This window comes from Methylophaga sp. UBA3603 (genome assembly GCF_002375335.1).
Classification (GTDB): Bacteria; Pseudomonadota; Gammaproteobacteria; order Nitrosococcales; family Methylophagaceae; genus Methylophaga.
Genome location: NZ_DFMC01000010.1, coordinates 410,242 through 434,823 on the forward strand (window position 1 = coordinate 410,242; position 24,582 = coordinate 434,823).

At 44.8% G+C, this 24,582-nt stretch carries 26 protein-coding genes; 6 read left to right on the forward strand and 20 right to left on the reverse strand.

What is annotated here, in order from left to right; all coding sequences use genetic code 11:
- Positions 1-121 precede the first annotated feature (121 nt).
- Positions 122-1,108 carry a GGDEF domain-containing protein gene (locus B4F66_RS12805; RefSeq protein WP_292353514.1) on the reverse strand — a complete coding sequence of 329 codons (987 nt, stop codon included), beginning with the start codon at positions 1,106-1,108 and terminating at the stop codon, positions 122-124.
- A gap of 377 nt (positions 1,109-1,485) precedes the next feature.
- On the opposite strand from B4F66_RS12805, the gene B4F66_RS12810 reads away from it, so the two are divergent.
- Positions 1,486-1,788, forward strand: a complete 303-nt coding sequence (locus B4F66_RS12810; protein WP_292353513.1) for a hypothetical protein — start codon at positions 1,486-1,488, stop codon at positions 1,786-1,788.
- A gap of 185 nt (positions 1,789-1,973) precedes the next feature.
- Here the strand turns inward: B4F66_RS12810 and B4F66_RS12815 are convergent, their stop codons facing one another.
- The 3 genes from B4F66_RS12815 to B4F66_RS12825 form a co-directional block, all read right to left on the reverse strand.
- A complete protein-coding gene (locus tag B4F66_RS12815; protein ID WP_292353512.1) occupies positions 1,974-2,492 on the reverse strand; it encodes a DUF2141 domain-containing protein in 519 nt (172 codons plus the stop codon).
- Between the two features lie 245 nt (positions 2,493-2,737).
- Positions 2,738-4,045 carry an ATP-grasp domain-containing protein gene (locus B4F66_RS12820; RefSeq protein ID WP_292353511.1) on the reverse strand — a complete coding sequence of 436 codons (1,308 nt, stop codon included), beginning with the start codon at positions 4,043-4,045 and terminating at the stop codon, positions 2,738-2,740.
- A gap of 251 nt (positions 4,046-4,296) precedes the next feature.
- Positions 4,297-5,262, reverse strand: coding sequence for a zinc-binding metallopeptidase family protein (locus B4F66_RS12825; RefSeq protein ID WP_292353510.1), 966 nt, complete (start codon positions 5,260-5,262; stop codon positions 4,297-4,299).
- Positions 5,263-5,547: 285 nt separating this feature from the next.
- On the opposite strand from B4F66_RS12825, the gene B4F66_RS12830 reads away from it, so the two are divergent.
- Complete coding sequence (locus tag B4F66_RS12830) at positions 5,548-6,294, forward strand: glutaredoxin family protein (protein ID WP_292400367.1); 747 nt, start codon at positions 5,548-5,550, stop codon at positions 6,292-6,294.
- 138 nt (positions 6,295-6,432) lie between these two features.
- Here B4F66_RS12830 and B4F66_RS12835 read toward each other — a convergent pair whose 3' ends face one another.
- The 4 genes from B4F66_RS12835 to B4F66_RS12850 all read right to left on the reverse strand — a co-directional run bounded on the left by B4F66_RS12835 (position 6,433) and on the right by B4F66_RS12850 (position 10,400).
- The gene (locus tag B4F66_RS12835) at positions 6,433-7,905 is read right to left on the reverse strand and encodes a hypothetical protein (protein ID WP_292353508.1); all 1,473 of its coding nucleotides are present in this window, start codon (positions 7,903-7,905) and stop codon (positions 6,433-6,435) included.
- Between the two features lie 214 nt (positions 7,906-8,119).
- Entirely contained in the window at positions 8,120-8,818 is a 699-nt protein-coding gene (locus tag B4F66_RS12840) for a class I SAM-dependent methyltransferase (RefSeq protein WP_292353507.1), read from the reverse strand.
- A gap of 39 nt (positions 8,819-8,857) precedes the next feature.
- Positions 8,858-9,535 carry a methyl-accepting chemotaxis protein gene (locus B4F66_RS12845; RefSeq protein ID WP_292353506.1) on the reverse strand — a complete coding sequence of 226 codons (678 nt, stop codon included), beginning with the start codon at positions 9,533-9,535 and terminating at the stop codon, positions 8,858-8,860.
- Positions 9,536-9,824: 289 nt separating this feature from the next.
- A complete protein-coding gene (locus B4F66_RS12850; protein ID WP_292353505.1) occupies positions 9,825-10,400 on the reverse strand; it encodes a CatB-related O-acetyltransferase in 576 nt (191 codons plus the stop codon).
- A 421-nt stretch (positions 10,401-10,821) separates the two neighbouring features.
- Here B4F66_RS12850 and B4F66_RS12855 point away from each other — a divergent pair, with 421 nt between their 5' ends.
- Positions 10,822-12,201: an alanine/glycine:cation symporter family protein gene (locus B4F66_RS12855; protein ID WP_292353504.1), complete on the forward strand. Its 1,380-nt coding sequence runs from the start codon at positions 10,822-10,824 to the stop codon at positions 12,199-12,201.
- A 28-nt stretch (positions 12,202-12,229) separates the two neighbouring features.
- Here the strand turns inward: B4F66_RS12855 and B4F66_RS12860 are convergent, their stop codons facing one another.
- Together B4F66_RS12860 and B4F66_RS12865 are read right to left on the reverse strand one after the other, a co-directional pair.
- Positions 12,230-13,081, reverse strand: a complete 852-nt coding sequence (locus tag B4F66_RS12860) for a PA4780 family RIO1-like protein kinase (RefSeq protein WP_292353503.1) — start codon at positions 13,079-13,081, stop codon at positions 12,230-12,232.
- 137 nt (positions 13,082-13,218) lie between these two features.
- Positions 13,219-13,560, reverse strand: a complete 342-nt coding sequence (locus B4F66_RS12865) for a Fis family transcriptional regulator (RefSeq protein WP_292353502.1) — start codon at positions 13,558-13,560, stop codon at positions 13,219-13,221.
- A gap of 236 nt (positions 13,561-13,796) precedes the next feature.
- On the opposite strand from B4F66_RS12865, the gene B4F66_RS12870 reads away from it, so the two are divergent.
- Positions 13,797-14,084 carry a DUF3144 domain-containing protein gene (locus B4F66_RS12870; RefSeq protein WP_292411468.1) on the forward strand — a complete coding sequence of 96 codons (288 nt, stop codon included), beginning with the start codon at positions 13,797-13,799 and terminating at the stop codon, positions 14,082-14,084.
- 144 nt (positions 14,085-14,228) lie between these two features.
- Here B4F66_RS12870 and B4F66_RS12875 read toward each other — a convergent pair whose 3' ends face one another.
- Together B4F66_RS12875 and B4F66_RS12880 are read right to left on the reverse strand one after the other, a co-directional pair.
- Positions 14,229-16,076, reverse strand: coding sequence for a lytic transglycosylase domain-containing protein (locus B4F66_RS12875; protein ID WP_292353500.1), 1,848 nt, complete (start codon positions 16,074-16,076; stop codon positions 14,229-14,231).
- 328 nt (positions 16,077-16,404) lie between these two features.
- Positions 16,405-16,737: a thioredoxin family protein gene (locus B4F66_RS12880; RefSeq protein ID WP_292353499.1), complete on the reverse strand. Its 333-nt coding sequence runs from the start codon at positions 16,735-16,737 to the stop codon at positions 16,405-16,407.
- A 412-nt stretch (positions 16,738-17,149) separates the two neighbouring features.
- Here B4F66_RS12880 and B4F66_RS14405 point away from each other — a divergent pair, with 412 nt between their 5' ends.
- Complete coding sequence (locus B4F66_RS14405) at positions 17,150-17,236, forward strand: small membrane protein YohP (RefSeq protein ID WP_463671358.1); 87 nt, start codon at positions 17,150-17,152, stop codon at positions 17,234-17,236.
- Between the two features lie 91 nt (positions 17,237-17,327).
- Here B4F66_RS14405 and B4F66_RS14400 read toward each other — a convergent pair whose 3' ends face one another.
- Positions 17,328-17,585 (reverse strand): TIGR02450 family Trp-rich protein, encoded by a 258-nt coding sequence (locus tag B4F66_RS14400; RefSeq protein WP_366652718.1) that lies wholly within the window; start codon positions 17,583-17,585, stop codon positions 17,328-17,330.
- A 136-nt stretch (positions 17,586-17,721) separates the two neighbouring features.
- Here B4F66_RS14400 and B4F66_RS12885 point away from each other — a divergent pair, with 136 nt between their 5' ends.
- Positions 17,722-18,894, forward strand: a complete 1,173-nt coding sequence (locus B4F66_RS12885; protein ID WP_292353498.1) for an AI-2E family transporter — start codon at positions 17,722-17,724, stop codon at positions 18,892-18,894.
- Between the two features lie 171 nt (positions 18,895-19,065).
- Here B4F66_RS12885 and B4F66_RS12890 read toward each other — a convergent pair whose 3' ends face one another.
- The 7 genes from B4F66_RS12890 to B4F66_RS12920 form a co-directional block, all read right to left on the reverse strand.
- Positions 19,066-19,536, reverse strand: a complete 471-nt coding sequence (locus B4F66_RS12890) for a hypothetical protein (RefSeq protein WP_292353497.1) — start codon at positions 19,534-19,536, stop codon at positions 19,066-19,068.
- A gap of 173 nt (positions 19,537-19,709) precedes the next feature.
- The gene (locus B4F66_RS12895) at positions 19,710-20,636 is read right to left on the reverse strand and encodes a hypothetical protein (protein ID WP_292353496.1); all 927 of its coding nucleotides are present in this window, start codon (positions 20,634-20,636) and stop codon (positions 19,710-19,712) included.
- A 97-nt stretch (positions 20,637-20,733) separates the two neighbouring features.
- Positions 20,734-21,078, reverse strand: a complete 345-nt coding sequence (locus B4F66_RS12900) for a hypothetical protein (protein ID WP_292353495.1) — start codon at positions 21,076-21,078, stop codon at positions 20,734-20,736.
- A gap of 110 nt (positions 21,079-21,188) precedes the next feature.
- A complete protein-coding gene (locus B4F66_RS12905) occupies positions 21,189-21,899 on the reverse strand; it encodes a hypothetical protein (RefSeq protein WP_292353494.1) in 711 nt (236 codons plus the stop codon).
- A 151-nt stretch (positions 21,900-22,050) separates the two neighbouring features.
- A complete protein-coding gene (locus B4F66_RS12910; protein ID WP_292411470.1) occupies positions 22,051-22,761 on the reverse strand; it encodes an REP-associated tyrosine transposase in 711 nt (236 codons plus the stop codon).
- A 279-nt stretch (positions 22,762-23,040) separates the two neighbouring features.
- The gene (locus B4F66_RS12915; protein ID WP_292353492.1) at positions 23,041-23,394 is read right to left on the reverse strand and encodes a hypothetical protein; all 354 of its coding nucleotides are present in this window, start codon (positions 23,392-23,394) and stop codon (positions 23,041-23,043) included.
- A 180-nt stretch (positions 23,395-23,574) separates the two neighbouring features.
- Positions 23,575-24,306 carry a hypothetical protein gene (locus B4F66_RS12920; protein WP_292411471.1) on the reverse strand — a complete coding sequence of 244 codons (732 nt, stop codon included), beginning with the start codon at positions 24,304-24,306 and terminating at the stop codon, positions 23,575-23,577.
- Positions 24,307-24,582: the final 276 nt, after the last annotated feature.

Here is a 24,582-nt window from a genome sequence, read left to right on the forward strand (position 1 = left end):
AGATAAGTGGTATCAAGTAAATAAACTTTTAATATTTATATTCAGTTTTCGTCTCAATATTATTTCCGACGGAAATAATATTGAACGTCTGGGCAGATTGAGAGAGCTGCTCATTTATCGGTTAACTTTCTGAGTTATCATTTACCACTACTCTGTTTCTACCGGACTCTTTGGCGCTATACAACATGCGATCAACGCTTTGAAGCAAGCTGGTTTGGGTTTGGTTAACTCGAAACTCTGTAACGCCAATACTGCATGTCAGAGAGATATCGACGCCATCATCCTGGCAAAAACGATGCTGTTCAATGGCGGCCCTGATACGTTCTGCAAGCTGACTGGCTTCTTCAGTACCGGTTTCGGGAAGTAACAAAAGAAACTCTTCCCCACCATAGCGGCCCAGAAAGTCACTGGTTCTGCAGGTATCAGACAAAATATTGGCCACTTCTATTAAAACGGCATCGCCAGAAAGGTGACCAAATTTATCATTCACGTCTTTAAAGTGATCCATGTCGACCATTAATAAACTTAAGTGGTGATGGTAACGCTCTGCCCGATCAATTTCTGCTGTCAAATTGTCTATAAGCCCACGACGATTCATCACACCCGTGAGCGGATCCGTTGTCGTTAAGCGTTCAAGCTCTTTGGTACGTTCTAACACTCGTCGTTCGAGTAACTGGTTGGATTCCAATAACTCTCGTTGAGCTTGCTGTAAGGCTGCATTTTTATTTCGAAATTCATCATTGCTTGGAATAGCCAAGGCTTTTGGTATTAATCGCCAAATCATAACTGCGGTCAGGATAGAGACTAAACCTGTTGCAAACTTAGCAAGCCCCTCAATGTAATAAAAACCCTGCCAGATATTTATTAAACCAGTGAGATGGGTAACACCACACAGAAAAATAAAGGCGGCAAACATAATAAATATCCAGTTAAAAGCGAGATCAGTTCTTTTTTTAACTAAATAGACAAGGGCAATAGGAATAACAAAATAAGCAATAGAGGTTAATAGATCACCACTGACGTGAAGGAACAGGAGATCCGGTAGCCATTGCAAACAATGGCCATGGGGCATAAAGCTGCCATTAAACAATTTATCGACTGTATCCATCCAAATCTCCGATTACAAAGCACTTTGAGCTATTAATAGCAAAATGAGGAACAACAGTTAATCAACAGAACAGAATGAATTTCATAACAAACTAGTATTAAATAAAAATTTATGACACCAGAGCATACTAGCTCTCAAAATGGAATAAAGCACGTGGCAACTGGAGACAAACCTTTTAATCCATAAATAATCTGTGCTTTTTGCTTAAATTTTCAATTGACTCCGCCCCTTTTACTTTTTTTAGCCCTAGGACAGAATTTTGTAAACCGTATCTTTGATCTGGCTCAATGTAAGTTTATTTCCAAGCCATATACTAAATATCCAGTAAACAGGAAGTTAACTGTCATACATATTCCATCTTTATGAGGTATGAAGTCATGAAAAAGTTAATTTTAATTCTATCCCTGATGACCTTAACAGCTTTCTCGACAACTAACTTTGCCGGTGGGCAAGGGCAAGGTGACGGTAAAGGCAAAAAGCAGCAAGAACAGATGCAGCAATATGGCGGCGAAGGTGAACAAACACGTGAACGCAAGCGGGAACACGATCCGGAAGACATGGATCGGCAACGTACAATGGAACAAGAACCGAAGCAGCAAGGCAAAGGTTCGGAGCAGGGCCAGAAATCACAAGAAGAGCATCGGAGAAGGTGGTGGAAATTCTGGGGAAATGACGAATAGATTCGACACCTACCCGGTAACTCCTACATTGCAGTTTTAAAACAAAAGCAGTCGTTTGCTGAAACGAACGACTGCTTTCCTGAGGTTTTCGGCCAAAGGCTGCATCAAGATACCAGCTACTGAAGCTTGGTTTTTCACAGGATTAAACTCAATCCATTTTCTGGTCGAATTTATTCAACGATCGCTCAATAATTCAACTTGATCGTCAAATCCAGTTTTTGGCCATCGTAAGTAAAACTGGCAGCCTCAAATGAAGGCGCACTCATTGAGGCTTTTGCATCGTTTGAAAAACCGTAGCCTTCTTTGGGCACCCCCAGCCAGTTAGTACGAAGCTCGCCGTCCATATTTTCATCATGAATAACAGCCAAGGCATACGTTCCAGGCGGAATATCTAAAAAGTCACAACGTGCCTTTGTATCCCGAATTTTTATCATCATAATATTGGTTGCATAGCGCAGAAACTCAGTAGGGAAACCATTTGGCGCCTCGAAAAGCGCGCACGCGACAGCTCCTTTGCTATTTCTGATATCGAGAATCTTCACATGAATTCCAGGACATGGAGTTTGAGCAAAAGCAACGGTGGGAAGGTACGAAAATATCAGCAGCGCACACCAAATTAAACCTCGGAGGTCCATATGGATCTGCGTCAACAAATATTTGATCGATGAAAGAGAAACGGTCTTACGATTAGTTGATTCATTCATAATCTTCCTCACAGTTTTGATCTGCGTAGATTAATCGAATCTGACTGCCATCAAAGGCCTAACGGCTTACTGAGTGGCAGGCACCGTATATCGTCCGTGAAGTTTGTTATAGGTTAATCCTGAGTTTAAACAATTATCCTCTGCTTAGAAAAGCAGCTATTTTGTAATGGAGAGCCCAACTTACCGTCAAACCCTAAAAAGTCATAGCGACCTACCCTCGCAGGCAGGTCGCTATGCATATGAAATTAGACGTAGAAGTCCAACTCCTCCTGCGCTTTTAGCAAATCGCGCATTTTGATGGGATCATCACCAAAGAAGAAGATCAGGCCCCAATGCGTACCAAAAGCCGCCCGGTCAGGAACGGTTTCTTCTGCCGGTGCCACCAGTTCATGTGACTCAAAATAAGGATGCTCAATGGTTTCTTTGGGCATTTCCAGCTTGCTGACCACACGACGGCGTGGGTAGACGCCGAAGCAGCCAGCGTACCCCTTGGCATCGACCACTTCTTTGGGGAAGAATGCAGCCACTTCCTGTTTGGTGCTTTTCGGATCGAATACCAGCATCGAAGCCTGATAAGCATTGAATCCGTAGGCTCTCTCGATCAGCTCAAAAGCTTTAAAGCCGGGCGGACGATAGGCAACTTCGCCAAAGTACATTTCGCCATCAGCCGTAACGAAGTACTCAGGGTGAATCAGGCCAAACTGGATGTCGAAGGTTTTGATCAGCAATTCGATCTGTTTGGTGATCGCATTCCGCCAGCTTTCAAGTTCCGCGGTAGCCGGTACAAATACAGAGTAACCCAAGGTGACATATTCAGAAATGTTGAGGAATTGGATTTTGCCATCGTGGATCCAGGCCTCAACCGCAAACTCCCAGCCATCCAAGTGACTTTCCATCAGCAACGGGTACTCTTCGGCCGGAATGTTATCGATTTCATCTATCGTGCGGATCATTCGGTGACCGAGGCAACCGGCCTTGTCGAATGCCTTAACGTGAATCGGATCATCCGGATCACCATCAAGTTTGAGCAGCGTCTGATTAACGCGTTTCATAAAGCGAACAATATCTTCTTTCTCATGCGCTTCTTCGAAAATCCCCACGCGAATACCACCAAGCTGAGCACGACGCTTCATCAACGCCTTGTCACGGAACAGAATAGACTGACCGTACATGCGCGGATTATTCAGCAGAACAGAATTGATGGCACCGGACCACTCAACGGTTTCCTCGAATAACGGTATAGCTACATCGACTCCTTCCGCCTTCAGTTTTTCGGCAATTTCCAGGGACCTATCATTGAGACGGATAAAATCCCATGAGATGAAAGGTATGTTGTTAGCGGTACAAAAATCTGCAGCCCATTCAGGCGCAACAACGATATAGCGGCGGTCAAACTGCTGCGCAGCTTTTATTGCATTGACACTCCAGCCAAGCAGTGCGATGTAGCCTTTGTTCGGATCTTTGGGGGTTTCTGTTCCGCGAACGGAGTCCATATTGGGATCGCGCCAGGATAATACTTCTTCAGATAATTCAGTTTCACTGGTAATCGACATAGAACATTCTCCTGTTGAGCCTCCTCAGAGAAGCCTTACTGGAAAAAGCACACAAAATGAACTGAGCTTGTCAGTATTGTTTAGAGGAGATTGAATAAATCATTGATAGGGAGGCTTTATCAGCTTCCTAATTTCAGAATTGAGCTAGTCGGCTTCATTACAACTGACCACTAACTGTCAGTTCAAACATAACACAAAAAGACAAAAGGGTTTGGTGGTATCCCTGCCATTCGTGACAAAAAAGCAGCAGATCAGCGCCCCTGAGCCCCGCGTCGCAACCAGTCGTGTACGAATGCAAGCTTGCGCCGGCCAGTTTCCGATAGAACAAAGGGATAGACGTCTGATAACCCCATTGAGCGGTTAATGTGATTGACGCGTGTCGCGAGGGCGGTAGCAACGTTGATTAGCAAAACAGAGTCAGGCTCTGAATAGGGATCCCAGCTATGGTGAGGCAGTTCTGGAGAACTTAGGCCAGTTGCCACAAAACTGTCGGTAATATCTGTCAGATGTAACAAATGTGCCGTCGTTTCAGCCCAGTCTTCGTGAGGATGCGCCGAGGCGTAGCTGGTCAGGTAAAACAGCTCCCAGTCTTGTGGTGCACCTTGCTGGTAATGTCGCTGAAGTGCCGCTGTGTAGTCCTCTCGCTCATCACCAAACATCACCCGAAACGCCTGCAGAAAGTCTTCACGCAGGCTCAGTCGCCACCAAAGCATGTGTGCAATTTCATGGCGCATGTGGCCGATCATCGTTCGGTAAGGCTCGTCCAGGGCTTCTCTGCGGGTAACCCGCACTACTGGATCGGCCTCGGATACGCTAATGGTTACGACGCCATTGCCATGCCCCATAGCAGCAAGCGTATGTCCATCAGCAAGCATATGAAAAACCGGCCGCGTTCCGGGATCTTCCGGCCGGAACCAGTGCCAGCGGCCAAGGTTATCGAGTACCCAGCGTTTTGCTGCTTCGGTTTCTGCCCAATTTGAGATAGCGTTGGGAATTTCCGGATCCGGCGCCAACGCAGTCATCGCACATGACCGGCAAAAAGCACCTTCTTCGGGTGCTATCCAGTTGCAACCAATAATCTCACGGTTTGCACAGAATGGCGGCATGGGCAGGAATGCCCGCGCCTGGGGATCATAGGCTACGGGTGTACCTTCGGCAGTGGTCAGATTGTGGAACCAAAGGGTTCCTGAGCCAACCGGATTTGAGAATGCCAACATATAAAATAAAGCTCCTGGCTAACGACCAAATACGCAAATAGTATTCTTGTGTAAAAGTTAACCTATACCCTTTTGAAACAATAACCAACTATCCTGAAACAGATATCCGTTAATCCCTCCAGTGAATATCGCTAATAAAATCAGAGCCGACAGGATGGTATTATTTTGAAAAAACAATCAAAGAAGTCTTACCGTATAGTAAAGGGCAAGTAGCGAAAGGAACTTCTTCGCTCTGCAAGCCCCCCAAAAGATAAAGCCATTTATAAAAACAAGGAGAAGAATTCGATGTCATCTGATCCAACAAAACAAGCAACGCTCTATCGTATGGTCATGGACAAGCATGTTTGTCCGTTTGGCCTGAAATCCCTGGATCTGCTTAAACGTGAAGGTTATGAAGTGGAAGATAAATGGCTGACTTCACGCGAACAAACCGATGCGTTCAAAGAGCAGCATGATGTGGAAACGACACCCCAGACATTTATCAACGAAACCCGTATTGGTGGATATGACGCGTTGCGGCAGCACTTCGGCAAGAAGGTAAAAGCCAAGGACGAAACCAGTTATCAGCCTGTATTGGCAGTATTCGGCGTTGCCGCCCTGTTGGCTCTGGCGATAAGCTGGATGTTGGGCGAAGGTCTGCTGAGCATCCGTACTGCCGAGCTGTTTATCGCCATTAGCATGAGCATTTTGGCGCTGCTCAAATTACAGGATGTTGAAAGCTTCTCAACCATGTTTCTCAACTATGACCTGTTGGCACGTCGGGTGGTGCCCTACTCCTATGTGTATCCTTTTGGTGAATTGCTGGCAGGCGTTCTCATGGTGGCAGGAGCAATGCTGTGGTTGGCTATCCCTGTCGCATTATTTATCGGCACGGTCGGCGCGGTATCAGTGCTCAAGGCAGTGTATATAGACAAACGCGAACTCAAATGCGCCTGCGTAGGTGGTGGCAGCAATGTACCACTGGGATTTGTATCGCTCACCGAAAACCTGATGATGATCGCGATGGGGCTGTGGATGTTCAGATACTTCTAGGACAATAAAATCCTAATGCAAAATATAGCTTAAATCGAGTGTAAAACAGCTGAATCAAAAGGGCCAGAGTCAGACTCTGACCCTTTTGATCCAAAAGACATTGGCTCGACGCAATGAGGGTTGCCCCTACGTCGATGATTATTTCAAAAGACGTGCTCGGCCAGCCCAAAGTCCGAAAAGGCCGAAAGCGAAAAGCGGTAATGCCGCAGGTAGTGGCACCGCACTCGGATTCATAAACTGTCTTGCAAGCGCTTCTGTCGAGAAAGAGCCATCAGTGCCAAATGTCCATGATGAAAAGTTAGTGAATTTTCCTGAGAACAGTTCATCACTCGCAATACCGAAGGACATGTATATCAACGTGTCGGTGATATCAAATGACAAAATATTAGACAGTGAAAAATCATTGAAGAAAACACTATTCTCTCCCAAGCCGCCATCAAAAATGCCGGTGCTCAGCATACCTGAAGTTGAAGTAAGCCCATCCACAATCAGCTTGTCATCGCCAGCGCCAAAGATAACATCACCGATAATCTCGCTGTTGCCACTTAGTTGCAAGCTACTATTACCCTGATTGGGTGCAAACTGGATTGCAGTACCTGACCGGCCAACCAAGGTACCGCTGTTCTCAATCGTGATCTCAGAAGTGCTGGCCACATCTGTACCAATCGCGTGGACGCCTTCGATATAGCCTTCGTTTACGATGGTCAGTGGACCTGCAGTGCGAACCTCACCTTGCGTAGGCTCGTACAATGAATCTACGTCGATGCCATTACCGCCTTCCAATGGATTACTCGCCGATCCGGTGGAGACAATGACGCCCGAGGCGTGGTTGTGCACCTTACCCTCGTCGATGTCGATTCCATCATCGCTACCGAGGATCACGCCGTAGTTATTGGCTTCCCCGCTGGCAAATTGAACACCGTCTTCATCGTCAGTGGCACCTGTATTCATCCAAGTCTGCGTGCCAGCATCCCATGACAACCCGTTCAACGCGATAGTGCCGTGGTTTTCAAGCGTGAAATTCTCTCTCGCTTCAATCACTTCCTCACCGCCAAGCAACGTACCGTAGTTAATCACAGTGCCACCTGGTCCACGGCTCTGAATGGCGCGACCATCAGTACTTTGAATCAGGCCATAATTGGTAATATGTGCGTTTTCCAGTTCGGCATCATTGTCCAATCTGACGGCCTGGTTTTCCGCGAAGATTTTTCCAGTTTCACGGTTGATCAGTGTGAAATTATCGGCGTCATCCTGAAGACGGATACCCCGGTCACCGCCACGTATAGTGCCGGAATTGTCGATTGTGAGGTTTACACCCTTGCCACGAATCGCATCATCATCGCCACTTTCAATCAGGCCCTGATTATTCAGCGTCTGGTTGGATCCTTCCAATTGCACCGGACGTCCAGTTGCACGGACAATCTGTGCTCCGCTTTCAACGGTCACTGATAGGTTGTCTCTGTTGTCATTGATACTGCCGCTGTCTGTTGGGGTGCAGATCAGCGTCGGTGAATCACTCGTGCCACCAGGAATACAGGTTGCCGCCATTGCTGGCACGTTATACAGAGCTGCCAGTATTGAAGCGAGTACTAATTTTTGCGTATTTTTCACGTTACCTCCAAGTCAGATAATGAACATCGGGACTGAAGATAGTGATTTATTGTGACAACTCTATGAATGTTGCAATTAATGTGAACCAGGACGCTAAATGAAAACTGAAGATGTGATAACAGAATGGTTAAGCAACTTGAGTTTATTTACTTACCGACTGAAGCTGTTTCTACTCAGACTTTTGTATAAGAGGACGCTGCTATTTTAGTTATTTTTACGTTTGCAATTTGGCAAACCAGGCATGAATCAATCCTGCTTGAAAGAATTGCACAGGCATACAAAAACCTGCTGATTTAATGATGTCAGCGACCTTGGTGGGAGGCAGAACCGCTACATCTTTGGCATAGGCATCTCTTATCTGGGTTTGTTTTTCAGCTGTAATGCCAGCCCCCGCCATCATTGTCATCCATGTATGCAATAAGGCTTCATATTCATCCGATCCTAATTGTGAAGCTAAATCGGCACTTGCCAATATTCCACCCTGTTTCAGTCTTTGAGCAATTTCACCAAACAGCTTTGTGCGCAGCTGTTGATCCAGAATAAACTGGGAAACCAGAAAGCAGGTTGCTGCGTCATAAAGCTGTTTGTCAGGTAAAGAGTCAAGATAGCCTTCATGAAAATGACAGCGACTCGTCATCCCTTCCTCTTCAACCTTTTGACGACAGACAGCAAGCATGGCACCTGAAGGCTCTACCGCCGTAAACTGCCAATTGGGAAATTTCCTGGCAAGATGAATCAACTCTTTGCCTGTGCCAGCTCCCACACAAAGAATGTGAGCATCTTCAGCTAACCCCGCAAAAACAGATTCCAGCAAAAAATATAAACCATTATTGATGGACGCCATTCTGGCCCATTGCTGATCGTAGCCTGAAGCTTGCTGATCGAAAATGTCCTTAATTTCTTCGGGTTGCATGTTATGGCATTGCCTTTATCTGATCGCCTGGATAAATAATTACTTAAGCAGTGCGTCGAGCTCTTTGGTTAATCGGGTGATTTCGGTAGTGGCATGCCCCGTATTCTCGGCCAGTTTTTTTACCTCGGATGCAACTACAGCAAAACCTCGACCCGCGTCTCCAGCACGTGCGGCCTCAATACTGGCATTCAAGCTAAGCAGGCGGAGGGTTTTCAACATATCCAAAATGGTATGGGTTTGCTTGATGATGTCCTCGCTATGGCTTTCCACTTCATCCATTCTGGATTGACGCTCCAGTTCCTGCAATTTCCTGGCTTGTATCGTGGTCACCACCCCCTCAAGAAACGCCACTTGATTATTGTCGTCAAATACCGGGCCGCCCTTTTCATTCACCCAAATGGGGTCACCCGTTTTGCATTTTAAGCGGTAATCCACATCCCAGTTCTTACGCTCTTCAATAGCTGCCGCCACTGCATCATCGACAGCCTGTGCATCCTCCTCGTGGATCAGATTCACGTAGGAAGTAAGTTTGTTGCCAATTAACTCCTGATGTTTATAACCGGTCAGCTCCTGGACATTGCCGAACATGTTCAGCATGGTGTAGTCATTGTCCATGCGGCAACGATACAAAAAGCCAGACATGCGGCTGGAAATACTTTCAAAGATGTTTTGATTATCTATTGGCGTTCCGTTGGGAAAGGCTTCAATGATGCTCATGGTCTCTCTTCCATTAATAGAGGTTGATAACACTCGCATTAAAGCGTGCGAGTTATGAGCGTCGCCTTTGACGCGTTTTGTTGCATTTATTCGGATGAAGGAATCCACTAGACGTCCAGTGACCTCACCCCGTTTATAAAGCAAAGTAAACAATAGATGAAGTTGATAAAGAAAGAAACTTCCCCCGCATAACCAGTAAGTTAGATGTCTGCCACTTAATTTCTCGCCAAACCAAAGCATCCTTATATCAGAACAGTAGGTTTTAAATTGCAATGCACATCAAACATAATCAGGCTCTAAACGAAGCAACTAGTGACTTCAGTAAATCAACCGTCGGCTCTGAAGATAAGGTTTGGCTCAGCTCTTTAATTACGCTGATAGGCAAATCCCACCATCTTAACTCCAAAAGTAACGCTCTTATTTCCTCATCGAACCTATATCGAATGTGTTTTGCAGGGTTTCCACCGACAATTTCATAGGGAGCAACATCCTTAACAACGTGAGCGTTGGCAGCAATAACAGCTCCGCTTCCAATTGTTACGCCAGATACAATAGTTGAGCCATAGCCAATCCAAACATCATGGCCGATCACGACGTCACCATTACTAGCCGGATGGCCTTTTATTTCCCGGCCTCCTAACTCATCAGCCATTTGATGACCAAATGGAAAGGTAGTGATCCAATCAGTTCGATGGTTTGAGCCAAGAAATATAGTGGTTTTCATTGCAATTGAACAGAAACTGCCTATTGTCAACGAAACGCCTTCCGAGCCGAATACTTGCAAGTACTCATAACCATAGGTACATGGTCCAATTGTGACCTTGCTGTTTTCAATAATCCCCTGCTGAGTATCCAAACTCGCCATAATAATTTTTATCCTGTAGATATTCTGGCCATTCAAATAACATGCGCTGAAATTAAGGCATACATAATGAATAATCTAAGAGCATTGTTTATATTCATTCTCAGTCGAAAAAGGGAAGATTCCCTTTTATTATCCATCAAGGAATATGCCAAAAAACGTTACCTGATGTTTTAACAAGAGTAAGTGTTGCACTCTAAATAGCGTTGCTTGTCATCATCAAGAAAAAATACATCATCACGTCAATTATCTAACTGGGTAATGAGGTATGGAATTTTGAAATATATGTCGGCTATTTCGAGCATAGCAATAGACTAGAATATTAACCAATTGAAGGGAAGCCTCCCCACTCTTGTCGAATGTCTTTTGAATCTGTACCGGCAAAGCGCTAGGGTAAAAGCCTGAACACAATCAGGATAACAACATGGAAGCGCTTTTTACCGCCTTCGCCAATTTTATGTGGGGCCTGCCGCTGGTTATATTGCTGGTAGGAGGTGGGCTGTTTTTTGTGGTGTATTCGGGTGGCCTGCCCTATCGCCATTTCAGACATGCCTTACAAATCCTGACAGGACGCTTTGATCGTGAAGGCGATGAAGGTGATATACCCCATACTCAGGCACTGAGCACTGCCCTGTCCGGGACGCTGGGACTGGGCAATATTGCCGGTGTAGCGTTGGCAATTACCATGGGCGGCCCAGGCGCCATATTCTGGATGTGGGTGACAGCCATCATCGGTGTCGCCACCAAGTTTTATACCTGCTCCCTGAGTGTAATGTTTCGCGGCAAAGACAGTGAGGGCAACCTTCAGGGTGGTCCCATGTATGTCGTACGCGAAGGTCTGGGCAAGCGCTGGTGGCCACTGGCCGCGCTGTTTGCAGTCGCCGGGCTGATGGGAACCATGCCCGCCTTTCAGGTTAACCAGTTGGTACAAATTGTCCGTGAAGTGGTGGCTGAACCTGCCGGCTGGGCCACGTCACAAAGTCATTTCACATTTGATCTGGTGATGGGGGTACTCATTGCCGCCCTGGTATTGTTGGTGACGACAGGCCATATCCAACGCGTTGGCCGCGTTACGTTACGTATGGTACCGGTTATGGTATTGCTTTATCTGGGGATGACCGCCCTGCTGTTGATGCGTTTCGCCAGCGAAATTCCGGCCGCTTTTCAGCTGATTATTACCGATGCCTTTTCCGGTGACGCCGTCGCGGGGGGCGCTATTGGCACCGTCATTCTGATGGGCGTGCGCCGCGGGGCTTTTTCCAACGAAGCCGGAATTGGTACCGAGGCAATGGCCCATGGTGCGGCACGTACCAATGAACCCATTCGTGAGGGTCTGGTTGCTATGATGGGGCCAGTTATCGATACCCTGTTGGTATGTACCTGTACTGCTCTGGCCATTCTGGTGACCGGTAGCTGGCAAGTTGATGGCGACATCGATGGTGTGACCCTGACATCACAAGCATTTGAAACCGCCTTCCCCGGTATCGGTGCCTATCTGCTTACCGTTGTCGTGGCGCTGCTGTCACTGAGCACCATTTTTACCTTCTGGTATTACGGCAGCAAGTGTCTGGGCTTTCTGATTGGGGCGCGACATCAGCACCATTACGTCTGGATTTACGCCGCACTGGTGGTTTTTGGCAGCGTGACCAGTCTGCCGGCCATCATCGGCCTCATTGACGGACTCTATGCGACCATGGCGATACCGACCATGATTTCCGCACTGCTGCTCGCCCCTAAGGTCAACCGCGCTGCGCGGGACTATTTTCAGCGGCATGGGAAGCAGTCAGAGGATCAGCCAACTTGATTTTTTCTAAAAATAATACGGTTAAACCTTAATCATCCTTATCACGTAACCACAATTGCCTTTCTTGTTCTTCTTCCAGGATCGCTTTAATTTCAAGCATAACCCCATCCACATCAGCGGCTTGAGTATCTTCTTCAAACAGACCAGTGAGTTCTGTATCAGGTAGTAATTCCCCATTTTCGAAGAGCGACCATATTTCTTTGTCGAAATGCGTTTTACGAAGTTCGGGTGCGAATTGAGCATAGTAACGGGTCATATTTTGCACATCACGAGTTAACATAGCTTGTGCATTATTATTCGCCACCGCATTCACCGCTTGTGGCAGATCGATAATCACCGGGCCATGCGCATCGACCAGAACATTAAACTCTGACAAATCGCCATGAACTAAGCCAGCACAAAGCATTTTTTTCACCGAATGCATGACCATCATGTGGTCTTCGATGGCTTGCTCGGCAGACATGGAGACATCGTTGAGGCGCGGCGCGACATTACCCTCCTCATCCGTAATCAACTCCATCAATAACACGCCATTCAGGCAGTCATAGGGCTGAGGCACTCTCACACCGGCACTGGCAAGCAAATACAGTGCATCGACTTCGGCATTCTGCCAGGTTTCTTCCTGCTGCTGACGACCAAATTTAGAGCCTTTTTCCATCGCCCGGCCCCGGCGACTATTGCGTACTTTTCGTCCTTCCTGGTATTGAACGGCTTTTTTAAAGCTACGCTTGACCGCATCTTTATAGACCTTGGCACAGCGTATTTCATCACCACATCTCACTACATAGACATCGGCTTCTTTGCCGCTCATTAAGCGACTAATCACTTCATCCACAAGGCCATCATCAACAAGCGGCTGAATTTGTTTTGGTATTTTCATTATTCGGTTTTTATCGCTCAAACGTATCCAGTAAAAGATACCGTGTAGTATAAACTACAGCCGCTTGTTTAAATTAGTTGGTGACTGATGCTTGCTTGTTTGTCTAATAAATAGAGGTAAGAGTTGATTGATATTGGTTAACCCAACCTAAGTGCCCAATTACCATTGTGGTATTGATTACAGTTATCTTCAGAATCGTATGCGATATGATCACCAAGGCGTTTGAGCTTGATATCCATCGTTTTAAATTCAGCTTCAATTAGAGATATCAATGCTTGGCTGTCATCTGATTGGAGGTAATTTTTCAAATTCTCGTTGGTATCAAATACACAAACAACCATTAAGCTATTTGGATAATCATCATAGTTCACCAAGTGCGTTAGCCACTGGAAACCAGCGATATTTTTTAATCCTTGTTCACATACATCGGTCAATTTCAGTCGAAGTTCGTTATCAATTTTTTTATCAGTTTTACGCATAGTTCATATTCAGTCTAATGATTTAATAGAGGACTCATAAGGAAGACAGATCGAGTTAATTGATGAGTGCTAGTCCAAAAACTCTGTCGCGTTTTACTGTCTTTAGTGAACCTAAAACTGCTCAGGTTTTTCTATCTGATATTATGTGTTGCGTTCAATTGGCTTACATAGCCAATAACAACCTCATCACGACTGCTATCAAATTTCAAACCCATAACATTAATGAGAGAGAAAGAATGAGTGAAAATTCACCAACAAAAACATTTCAACAACGTGTCGATGAATTCATTGCCCTTGCTAATCAACAAGCATCAGACAGCAGTGTAGACGACGCCAATACATCTATTCTATTTTCAGCTGCACGCTTTAATGCCTTCAGTGTCGCCCGTTCGGTTGAAAGTGCAGAAAATCTACAAGCCGAAAAACAAGCCGCCATTGAATACTTCACTCAACGCTACGCAGAAATGCTCAACCAAAATCTGGAAGAACATATTGCACGTTTTGATAGCTTTAGACAGAAATAATCAATCAATAAAATGCTAGGACATAAAGCCCTGTTCTCTGTAAACAGGGCTTTATTTTGATTGAAGGTGCTCAGAGTTTACTGCAGTAAAGGCACCGCTCTGAGAAAAGCAAAATCAATCTGACTGAAACCTTGAACTCTGGTGTCAACCACCGACCGAGTAGCAGCTTGAGATGTCCGGCCATTTATGGGCCTTGATGGTCGTGTAATGTTGCCAGAATGCATTGTCGATGGCCTTCAATTGGGCTGAGGTGTCTTCGCGACGGTATCGTGCCAACTGCCCAGGACCGCCGTTATAAGCGGCGTAGGTTGCCTTTACCAAATTGTCAGCACCGCCGGGCTGTTCGTGCTCGCCTTTACGGATCGCATAATCAAGCATGTAATGGGTCAAAATATCGATACCGGCGTTCACATTGTAATCAACCTCATCCACGAGACGGTCCAGATCGTAGACCTTGCGCCAGACCCGACCGTTGATCTGCATCATGCCCACCGCCCCTCCGGCTGAACGCAACACTTGAGGCTCGCCACTCGAAATTACGAGGTGGCGCCAGCAGGACTCTTTCCATGCTGTGGCACGAACCAAAGGATCCAGTCGCTCCGCCATCATCTCAGGTACGCTATCATTTTTAGCCAGCCAGGCACTGGCTTCTTCCTCCAGTAAGCTGTCGACCAGCTCAAGGTAATCATTAAGGTTATCCGGTCGCGGGACCACCCCCTTTAGAGCCTCGGCTGGTTGGATACTTTCAGCATGAGCGTTCGACATCAGCCAAGACCCTATCCAGCCAAAACCACCGGAGATTTGTCCCGTCAATTCTGCTGGTGTAAATACGGCCTCGTCTTTGGCATTAAATCCAAACAAATCGCGAAACTCTGGATCAACCTCCAACGGCAAAGGTGTAAAACTCGGAGGCACCGCTTCGGCGAGCAGCAAGCGGGCAAGCCGGCGCAGTCCGTCACGGGTAATTTCAAAACCATACTCCGGCCCGAGGGCGTCAAGTGCTCGCAGCGCGTCACCACCCGCTATAAACGCGGCAAGCTTGAAATCCACTTCCAGTCCCGGAGTCTTCAGGCCTTCCAGTTCGCTCATCAGTGGCCGCAACCGCTCCCATGTCGTCAGGAAAAGTTCTCGAACCGGATCATATGCAGGATCATCGACCGTCAGCGCTTCAGCAATCGCGTGTCGCGCGTCCAGCAGCACGGCGAGTAATTCCAGACGTAAGGCACGAGACTCCGTCGAGTAGGCCAGCGCCGAAATAATAGTGGTCAGAAAGCCATCTAACTCATCTTCAAGCGTTTGCCATTGTGCCAACTCACTGTCGTCAAACGTTGGCTCAAATGCTTGTTCGGCTGGTTCAGGGGGGCGAACCTGAAACGCCAGCCAGGCTCTGACGCCTGTTTCTTCCGTTTGGAGGCGGGTAATATGAGTTCGCTGAAGCAGGGACTGCTCACCACCTTGCTCACTCCCCGCCCCCATCATTTGCACGATCAATCCATCAAGGCTGTTCAGCGGCCCGGCCAGGTCAATTTGCACCCGCTTCATGCGCGGCAGTACCAGTTTATCGGCAATGAGCTGAACCGGTTTACTCAAAAGGCCGGGGGTGCTATCCGGGCGAGATAACTCGATCGAATCAGGCAGAAACTCTATGCCCAGTCCCGAAGCCATTACCTGTGGGGTCAGTTTCAACGCAAGACGACCCTGCCACGGTTTTGGGCCCCGACAAGCACCGAGCACATAAGCACCTGTCGTGGCAGTCAAGGCCATGCCGACAGACAATTGGGCATCTTCGGTCACCACAACCATATCGGACAATTCAACCCGATTGCATGGGTCGTTGCTAATGGTGCTCTGGCCATTCTCATCGAATTCAAGGACGCGACTGATCGCTGTCTGGAGATGCGCAGTTTCAGCCAGCAAAGGGATTTCAACTTCGCCCGCAGACAGCGCGTTCGAACTGTACAAGACGAAAAGCAGCCATCCAATATGTTTCATGCGATGTTCCAAAGGTTAAAGCGACGTGATTCCGGGTCAGGGACCCGAGCCTAATAATGGCCTGCAATATTATGCCGATCTTTTTTGACAAGTGTTATGAATTGCAAGGATCGGTCATCAAGGCTAATGGCGTTGCCAGGCTGCCGTCGCTCATCAAATTTGAAGTCAGTTTTTCGCGATATCCAGCCATTTCAATTCGGCTGTTCCAGGTCTTTAAGATTATTCCAAAAAGGGATTTCGAAGGTTTTGCGTTTAAGAGCAGCGAAAGGGGATGTTCTTAGAAGCGACAACGTTGAGTGCGTCAGATGCCTTAACCTATTAGCCACTTTTAGTTGAGTTTCGACATTAATTCGCGAACTTCATCCGAACGTAATGGCCTCACCAGACGATCCACTTCATGACCATCGTGCAGCAGTATCAACGTCGGCCAAAGCTTTACCTTGAACGCACGGCCCAATCGTTTGCCCTTTCCATCATATATTTTTAGATGACGCAGTTCTGAATGTTCAGATACGACTTCGTTTATCGCCGAACTTGCCGCCTGACAGTGACCACACCAGGGTGCGCCAAACTCCAGTAACGTGTCACCGGACAACTCGCTAATTTGTTCAGGTGTAAAGGATTCTTCTGCGTAATCAGAGTTAGAACCAATATCGTTCATCACATTTACTCCCCACTATGAATGTAGACTACAACTATATTTTGATGGCGCTTCATAAAGAAGCCCAAGCTAAAAAAATAACTATCTTCTGCCACAAACATAATCTGTATGTTTATATCTAGAAACAATCATGTATGCAGATATTCAGTCTTGGTCGTCCAGGCGTTTTCACAGCATGAAAAAGTAATTTTTACTAATTAAAAAATTACTATTAATAAGAAACTGGCCCTACTAATTTCTTTTGATTACATCTAGCCAAACAGCCCGTAAAAAAGTAGTAGAACCTTACTCGTTGTGGAAGGTACAAGTTAACTGATGTTATCGCTCACTATTTGAGAAGCATGCAAGTATGAGTTGTTAGTGAGCCAGAAAAAATCGGCCCACATCCATTGAAAATAACGAGGAGAGATTCATGTTTAAATTTTTAGGCAGTGTAGCAGGGATTATTTTTATTATCGGATTGCTTGTCGTGATCGGCCTTTTTGCGTTGATTTTTTAAGCCAGTTTTATTCTCGGCTTTCAAGGGATCAAGGGGTAAAGTATCTCAAAACCAAATACTCTGCCCCTTTTGGTCCCTCCACTGCTAATAGCTATTTCCAACCCTGAATCCATTTTTCTTGGTTTTTTAATTCCGTCCAGTCGATTGAATAGAGCTGCTTAGAGATAATCGCTTCCAATTTACATGAAGTAACCGAGCCATCTTCGTCAAACTCGATGTCCGATACCAGGAAATGCTTTTCTCGCTTTATCGGATTCACTGCTGTCCATTTACTGTGGTGTAACTTAGCTGGGTTTATTCGATTCACAGTAAGACCTGATGAGAATAGTATGGAATTCAAGATTAACATGACACGATCGTAAATAAACTCACATCCTAAATACTTTCTGAGCGGTTTCAGCTGGCATTAAAATATCGATTATAAGATTTTGTCTATATAGTGAATCAAAACAATAAAAGAGTAATTTACTAGAGGCAAAGCTTATATGTCAGAAGATATACAAAATAACCACACTAAGCCAGATGCCAGCCCCGTGTTAGTGCCAAACGATACGCCTACCAGCGCCCTTTCTAAGGCGAATTCGCACTGGGCAGTAATCGGTATATTTTTACTGCTCTTACTGGCCAGTATTGCCTACGCTCGTTCTTTTCTCGTGCCTGTGGCGCTTGGCGTGTTGTTGGCACTGGTGTTCAGTCCTGTACGGCGTTTCCTTGAGCGCCGCAAGCTACCACCTGTCGTCTCTGCGCTGATTATTGTGGGAGGACTGATCACGCTTATAGGCTTAGGGGTAAGCTCGCTGGCTGATCCCGTGCAGAGTTGGATTAAAGAAGCGCCCACAATCGGCTCTAAATTAGAGCAAAAACTCCGCGGTGCCAACGAATCGGCGAAAGCGGTAATAGACGCCGGAAAACAGATCGATCAGCTCGCCTCCGTAGAAAACGATGGGGAGCAAGTTCAGAAGGTCTCAGCACGCGAGCCTGGTGTGCTTGTAAAACTTGCCACCTCGGTGCCTGAAATTCTGGCGCAAATGTTGTTTACCCTAGTGTTGCTGTTCTTTCTGCTGGCCTCCGGTGATATGTTTTACGAAAAGCTTGTTCACATCATGCCAACGTTCAAAGATAAACGAAACGCGATCAGAATTAGCTATGACATCGAACGCAAGTTGTCGAATTATTTGTTCGCTATTACCCTTATTAACGCTGTGCTTGGTATAGCGATTGGTGTATCGATGTGGCTGCTGGGCATGCCAAACCCCATCTTATTTGGTGTGTTAGCGTTCGCCTTTAATTTTGTGCCGTATCTCGGCGCTATTGTCGGCGTTGCGATAGCGGCCCTCGTGGGTTTGCTGACCTTTGACCATACCGGTGCCGCGCTGCTGCCGGCCCTAGCTTACTTGACCTTAACTATTATTGAAGGACAGTTTGCCACGCCATATTTCGTAGGTCGGCGGTTAGAAATGAACCCCGTCGTGATTTTTCTCTCGGTCGCACTGTGGGCCTGGCTGTGGTCGATTGTGGGCATGTTGGTAGCGGTGCCGTTATTGGTTGCTGTTCGCACCTTTTGTGAGCATATCCCCAGATTGCAGGCATTTGGTACTTTTCTTTCTGCACGGGGTAGTGAAAACGTTAATTCAGAAAACGCCGACACAGAAACCTGATGCGTTATCTCTGGCGTTTGCTTATAAGCGACCGAAATCGAAGAATAAATTGAGTGTGCCCCCTAAAATTTTATCGGTTGCTAAAAGCTACATAACTTTAAAATCAAATTGGCTGACCATTTGATTTCCTCAAGAGTTTGTAATCACCCTTAAATGCTTTGTGGTTGAGAATCACTTATAGTATCGAAACTCTTTCTCTTCAAATGCTGGTAAGTCATGAATAAAGGACTTGCCTGGGTAGCTTTGACATTCAATATCTTTAAGTAACTTATCGCCTTTAACCACATATATACCAGCACGCTCAACTTTCTCTCTGGATCCATCATCAAGCCAAGCCCCATTACTGATACTGGAATAAACCACATACCGGTAATTGCCATTAAAGAAAGTTAAATTACCTTCTCCACCACCACTATATGCAACACGACTAAAGTGAATGTCTGACGTTAACTCAAGCTCGATTTTTTGCTGTGAACCAAACCGATAAATTAAGGTTTCTTTATCATTACGACACACCGAAACACTTTTGGATTTAAAGTCACAAGCAAAGGAAACTCTTTCGTGTGTTTCACACAAGTCTTCAGAGTAGACGTTGGTGCTGAACAGGATCGAAATAAACGCTAACAATAAAACTTTTTTCATGTGTGTCCTCCACGGCTTAAAGTAAGCCTAGCGCCTTACAAACTCCGTGCTTGAGCTATTGGTTAGAAATGTATAGGTATTATCGTCTGCAAAGTAAACTTTCTTGCATTGCTGTAAAAACGTTTAGGGAATCAAACTAAATCAAGTTGGCTGAACCCTTGATATTCCAGAGATCAATGACCACTCGCCGATCTGAATTCCGAATGTGAAAGTCCTTTACCTGGATGATATTTATTACAAAAATCATCGAAATCCTTGAGGGTCTCAGCAGTATTACCGATAGTACTCATACCTTCGTCAGACATTGACGGCCAGTCGGGTATTAGACGGTGCAGTAGTGCAAGCGCCATTAGCGCCGAATTTAATGGATACTGTATAAGACCAGCAATCGTACTTTGATATCGGTGCAAAATATCATTAATTAATAGTGAGTCCTGGTTTGGGTTAAAGGTAAGGTCCTTTTCTCTCTCTTCTACAAAACAAAAAACTGAAGGAGAAGCCGGATGCGTTAACTGGCATAACTCAGCATAAAGATCAGATAGTCCAGAGACACCAAAATTTTCTAAGCATTGAATATACTCTGAATTGGACTTATTCCGATGGTGCGGAAGCGGTTCTTCGTCTCTCTTCCAATGCTTGGCATAAGCATAATGAATCAGAAGATTCTCTAGACTCTCAAAGGTTAGGAAGTTCTGCTCAATATCGTTGGGATAATTGAGGGCAATGTACACATACTTATATGTAGATTTTAAAGTCGGGAAAAGATTCTGCATTAGATGAAAGGAATCAGAAGATGATTCCAGCAATCCGCGCAAAGAGCTAGAAAATGAGAGCGCATTGCCATCATCAACTGAACTGAGAGTTGATGAAAGCCACCGAGACGTTCTTACCAATGAAGTGATGCATGATAAGTGTGATCGCTCAAGTATCCCGAGAACATATACCGAATGCATGTTCTGAAATAGTTCAAGAGCATTATGAGGATTTAATACAGCAGGATTCGGTTCAAGAAACATAGCCTCATACTTGATACCGCATGACTCCTTTATAATCCGATCAATATAAGGTCGATACGCTTCGTCTATAGCTTTTAGTTCCATGTCAGTCCTAAACTATACGGAAAAATGAAATCAATGGGGTCAGAGTCTGACCCCATTGATTCAGGATCAGCCAGTGGCTGAACCCTTGATTCCCTGGTTACGAATTCAGTCGTACTAGAAACGTGAGAACCGCACCAACCACCAACCAGAAAAGATTGAAAGAGGCCTCCTGAAGTCTATGTAAAAAGCTTTTCTTCTGCAGCCCATCTTTCCACTCAAAAAGTGCAAGAGCGCCTTTTGGGGTTATCGTTATTTTATTGTTCGTATTTACCTTATCGTCTTCGAGATTTATCAGACCATCTTCTGCCATTATTCTTATCAATGCAGCCTCCTTATGGCACTCTTCTGAACCTGTATTTTCATTCTCAAAATATTTTTTAAGGGGATGGACATCCTTGGCTACCTGACTAAGGAGCTCGACGTAAATTTTAATTGGTTCCAAAACTAACTCCCTAAAGCTTCTTGGATTGATAATGCACGCAAAAGCGGAAAATAGAGAGCTTGAGCAATTAATTTTTCCGACTGATTACACTTACTTGTTAAATGAATTACTTAAGGCCAAGATAAATCTTTAAGACCGTCGATTTCATTTCTTACTAATTCTGAAAATTTATCTGATAAACCATCACTCGCATTCCTACGAATCATTTGGTTTTCATAATGATTAAGTTCATCTTTCGAAGCTCCCATACCCTCAAGATCAAGAAGCGTCTCTCTATCATACTTAGATAAACTCCGTTCCATCTTGTCGATGGATAATTTCTCTAGTTCATTATATTCATTTAGTAGAATTAATCGCTCTTTATCAAGTTTTCGCGATATGACTGCGACTTTATCTTGAAAATACAAATAATCAATTGTATTTAATAGTTGCATATCATCTACCGCATCAAATGATTCTGTTAAACATTTCGTTGATTCAATATTGAGAATTTTTTCCGTGAGATTAATCAGCTCACCTTTAGATTCCCGATAACTCGATAGAATGGGAATGGGTATTAATAACCCAGAACATTTTGCCCCTGCTGAGGTAATAAAACGTCTTACAGTATAATTTCGTATTGTCGAATAACTTTGAAGAAGAGATTCATTTACTTTTTCAAGTTCTAATTCTTTTTTTGCGATTGATTCCTGTAATACATCCTTTTGGTAAATTGGTAAAACAACAAAGTAAAAACCAAGAACCGTGAATAGAAAAAGGAAAAACTGAGTTATATGGCTTAGTCGCTGTAAATATAGATCGATCTTTTGGGACTTATTCATATGAAATTTCCATTTCTGTACTTTTGTAATTGACATGGTTTAATGAGTCATCCGCTGAAAATAACCGATTGCTTATAAAAAGCGCCGCGATAGTGACGTCCCAGTGAATAAGAGCGAACAATCTTCAATAGAAATCAAAGAAATCAAGGGGTCAGCCAACTTGATTTTGATATTTCGCACTTTTCCTATCCCCTCCGTGAGATGTTAACGTCGCTGGTCTTCCAGTTTGTTTGCAGACCCAATATTGAAAGTTTTCATTGCCCAGTGCCTCTCCCCTAAGAGTAGCATCAGTAATTTTTTGATTCTCTTTCCCTAACGCCATTTTGTCCATCATTAATTTATATCGGGTAGCTCTTTCTTCTTTGGTAGCTGCCAATTCAAGATAAAGTGGGTGCTCTGTTATAAGCTGATCTTTTTCGCAAAGTGCATTGTGATGATAACTGGACCAAGGGTATTCATGGATTTCTTTTACCATTTCGGCTTTTACTGGATTCATTTCAATATAGTTGTATAGCCTAAAAAGATAACCATCGCTGTCTATCAGAAAGGATTTGAAACGCCCTTCCCAAATGGTGCCAGTGCGTTTTCGGCCGGCATTAAAATATCTCACATAACGATTCGTCATAGACTGCATAAATACAGCAAGTTCATGTTTATCTTTGGGAGTAAGGAGTAAGTGCAGGTGATTTGTCATGATGACGTACGCATGGAGATGACAATCTGCTTTATGAAGCGATTCTGCAATATCACTGAGGATCCGGGTCATGTCCTCTTCATTTTCAAATATATTTTGACGATTATTGCCTCGATGCATGATGTGTAGAGGCTGACTGGGTAGAACCAATCGAGGGAGTCTTGCCATGTCGTTACATCCTTGTAGCGATAAGATTTTGGTTACTTTATAACATCAGTTTACGGAATTAAACCAAATCAAGTTGGCTGACCCCTTGATATTTAAGAATCGACATCATTGAGCTGGGCAGGTCGTGTATACGTGAGAACGCGATCTCGTGTTCATCTGAACGTGATTTTATCAATTTGATGAATTCGTGCACGAAACCTACCTTGTCTTATAACGATTAAGCTAAGGGGCAGGCTTTAGCCTGTCCCAGTGAGCGAAGCGAGCGATTTGAGCGCATTGTTAGCAATCAACTAAATTCTTCCAGGTTTTACCCCATACGGTTACTGATTTACGGGATCGACTTTTTTCTAGGGGGAAGAATTTTCGCTGATACTTAACACCATTGAGATCAACAATTTCGTTGCTTTTAGCGTTTGGAAATGCAGCATCTAGTTCTTTTTCTGTCTGCTCTTTGGGCGATAGCTTTATAAGTCCACTACTTTTTAGTGATTCAGTGATAAGCCTGACTTTAGCGCGTGCTGATTTCCGTTGCGATTCATGCTTGTTTGGATTGTTGCTGCTGTCATTGGCAAAGCTATCATCCCATTTTTGGAGTTCTGCCTTGGCTTTTTCAAGGTCGTCCAATGAGTACATGTTTAGTCCTTTGTTTTGCTAATGATTAAGCTAAGGGGCAGGTTAGCCCGTCCCAGCGAACGAAGTGAGCGATTTGAGCGACTTGTTAGGGGCTGCATACAAAGCCGTGATCTTGTTTATAGCGATCCACCAATAATCAAGGGGTCAGCCACTGCCCCCTTGATTCTCATTGATTTAGATTCATTCAAAGTCTAATCCAGAGAGATTTGGGACTAGTGTGTTGATTTCTTCTTGCGAGACTTTCCTTGGTTTGTCTTCTCCATCGCTATAGAAAATGTCTTTACCCGCAGGGATAAACATTTTCCTAAACAATATGTAATCGTAAGCACCTTTATCATCGAATAACCAAAGTCTTTCTAGCTCATTATTGTTGAACTCACTTGAAGTCTCCAAAGGATCTTCATACCCACCTGGAAACGATTTAAACCTGTATACAGTGGCTAATATTCGAACAGGAATCCATTGTGTCCCACTAACCGAGATAGTCGACAAAGCGCTCCGTCCTATATCACCAGCCAAATGATCAGTTCCAAAAAAGAATTCAACTGGCAGAGGCTTTCCGTCTAGTTTCAATAGATTCCCAAATTTGTGGCGCTGAAAATCATGCTCTGATTCGAAAATTATTTTATGCGAAGGCAATGATATTTTTGATGCAATGAAGCCGGATCTTGTCAGCAAACGAGCCGCAGTGACCCAAGAGATTCGATCAGAAGTTAGACCGTTACCTTGGGAATTTAATACATCATATGCTTTGTTTATCAAATTGATTGAGCTCTCAAGATATATTTGAGATTCGTCTAACTTTTCCTTTTGACGATGCACATGAAGCGAAAATACTAAGGTGCTAGCAATTATTATTAAGACAAGTAGCTGAATATAATCACCGACTTCCATAAGTGGCTCTATAGACATCAGATAGCCAAGATATCCGACCAAGGATATTGCCAAGAACCCACAAATAACTCCCATAAACTCGGGCATTAACGATTTAAGACAATTACTCATAAACAAAATAATCGTAATGGTCAAAGTTGATTGATTTTAGGATTATTATCATTGCAGCATAACTTCCATGTGTTTTTGATTCACCATAGCTCTCTTTCAAATAAGTGACAATATAAAAGTGTCTCCACTTCCCTTGCTATGTCACATAAAAAAACGGGCTGTTAAGCCCGTTTTCTGGATTAT

Excerpts from the sequence above, each read along its gene's own strand:
- B4F66_RS12805 (WP_292353514.1), bottom strand. The coding sequence starts at position 1,108 with ATGGATACAGTCGATAAATTGTTTAATGGCAGCTTTATGCCCCATGGC.
- B4F66_RS12810 (WP_292353513.1), top strand. The coding sequence starts at position 1,486 with ATGAAAAAGTTAATTTTAATTCTATCCCTGATGACCTTAACAGCTTTC.
- B4F66_RS12815 (WP_292353512.1), bottom strand. The coding sequence starts at position 2,492 with ATGAATGAATCAACTAATCGTAAGACCGTTTCTCTTTCATCGATCAAA.
- B4F66_RS12820 (WP_292353511.1), bottom strand. The coding sequence starts at position 4,045 with ATGTCGATTACCAGTGAAACTGAATTATCTGAAGAAGTATTATCCTGG.
- B4F66_RS12825 (WP_292353510.1), bottom strand. The coding sequence starts at position 5,262 with ATGTTGGCATTCTCAAATCCGGTTGGCTCAGGAACCCTTTGGTTCCAC.
- B4F66_RS12830 (WP_292400367.1), top strand. The coding sequence starts at position 5,548 with ATGTCATCTGATCCAACAAAACAAGCAACGCTCTATCGTATGGTCATG.
- B4F66_RS12840 (WP_292353507.1), bottom strand. The coding sequence starts at position 8,818 with ATGCAACCCGAAGAAATTAAGGACATTTTCGATCAGCAAGCTTCAGGC.
- B4F66_RS12845 (WP_292353506.1), bottom strand. The coding sequence starts at position 9,535 with ATGAGCATCATTGAAGCCTTTCCCAACGGAACGCCAATAGATAATCAA.
- B4F66_RS12850 (WP_292353505.1), bottom strand. The coding sequence starts at position 10,400 with ATGGCGAGTTTGGATACTCAGCAGGGGATTATTGAAAACAGCAAGGTC.
- B4F66_RS12855 (WP_292353504.1), top strand. The coding sequence starts at position 10,822 with ATGGAAGCGCTTTTTACCGCCTTCGCCAATTTTATGTGGGGCCTGCCG.
- B4F66_RS12860 (WP_292353503.1), bottom strand. The coding sequence starts at position 13,081 with ATGAAAATACCAAAACAAATTCAGCCGCTTGTTGATGATGGCCTTGTG.
- B4F66_RS12865 (WP_292353502.1), bottom strand. The coding sequence starts at position 13,560 with ATGCGTAAAACTGATAAAAAAATTGATAACGAACTTCGACTGAAATTG.
- B4F66_RS12870 (WP_292411468.1), top strand. The coding sequence starts at position 13,797 with ATGAGTGAAAATTCACCAACAAAAACATTTCAACAACGTGTCGATGAA.
- B4F66_RS12875 (WP_292353500.1), bottom strand. The coding sequence starts at position 16,076 with ATGAAACATATTGGATGGCTGCTTTTCGTCTTGTACAGTTCGAACGCG.
- B4F66_RS12880 (WP_292353499.1), bottom strand. The coding sequence starts at position 16,737 with ATGAACGATATTGGTTCTAACTCTGATTACGCAGAAGAATCCTTTACA.
- B4F66_RS14405 (WP_463671358.1), top strand. The coding sequence starts at position 17,150 with ATGTTTAAATTTTTAGGCAGTGTAGCAGGGATTATTTTTATTATCGGA.
- B4F66_RS14400 (WP_366652718.1), bottom strand. The coding sequence starts at position 17,585 with ATGTTAATCTTGAATTCCATACTATTCTCATCAGGTCTTACTGTGAAT.
- B4F66_RS12885 (WP_292353498.1), top strand. The coding sequence starts at position 17,722 with ATGTCAGAAGATATACAAAATAACCACACTAAGCCAGATGCCAGCCCC.
- B4F66_RS12890 (WP_292353497.1), bottom strand. The coding sequence starts at position 19,536 with ATGAAAAAAGTTTTATTGTTAGCGTTTATTTCGATCCTGTTCAGCACC.
- B4F66_RS12895 (WP_292353496.1), bottom strand. The coding sequence starts at position 20,636 with ATGGAACTAAAAGCTATAGACGAAGCGTATCGACCTTATATTGATCGG.
- B4F66_RS12905 (WP_292353494.1), bottom strand. The coding sequence starts at position 21,899 with ATGAATAAGTCCCAAAAGATCGATCTATATTTACAGCGACTAAGCCAT.
- B4F66_RS12910 (WP_292411470.1), bottom strand. The coding sequence starts at position 22,761 with ATGGCAAGACTCCCTCGATTGGTTCTACCCAGTCAGCCTCTACACATC.
- B4F66_RS12915 (WP_292353492.1), bottom strand. The coding sequence starts at position 23,394 with ATGTACTCATTGGACGACCTTGAAAAAGCCAAGGCAGAACTCCAAAAA.
- B4F66_RS12920 (WP_292411471.1), bottom strand. The coding sequence starts at position 24,306 with ATGTCTATAGAGCCACTTATGGAAGTCGGTGATTATATTCAGCTACTT.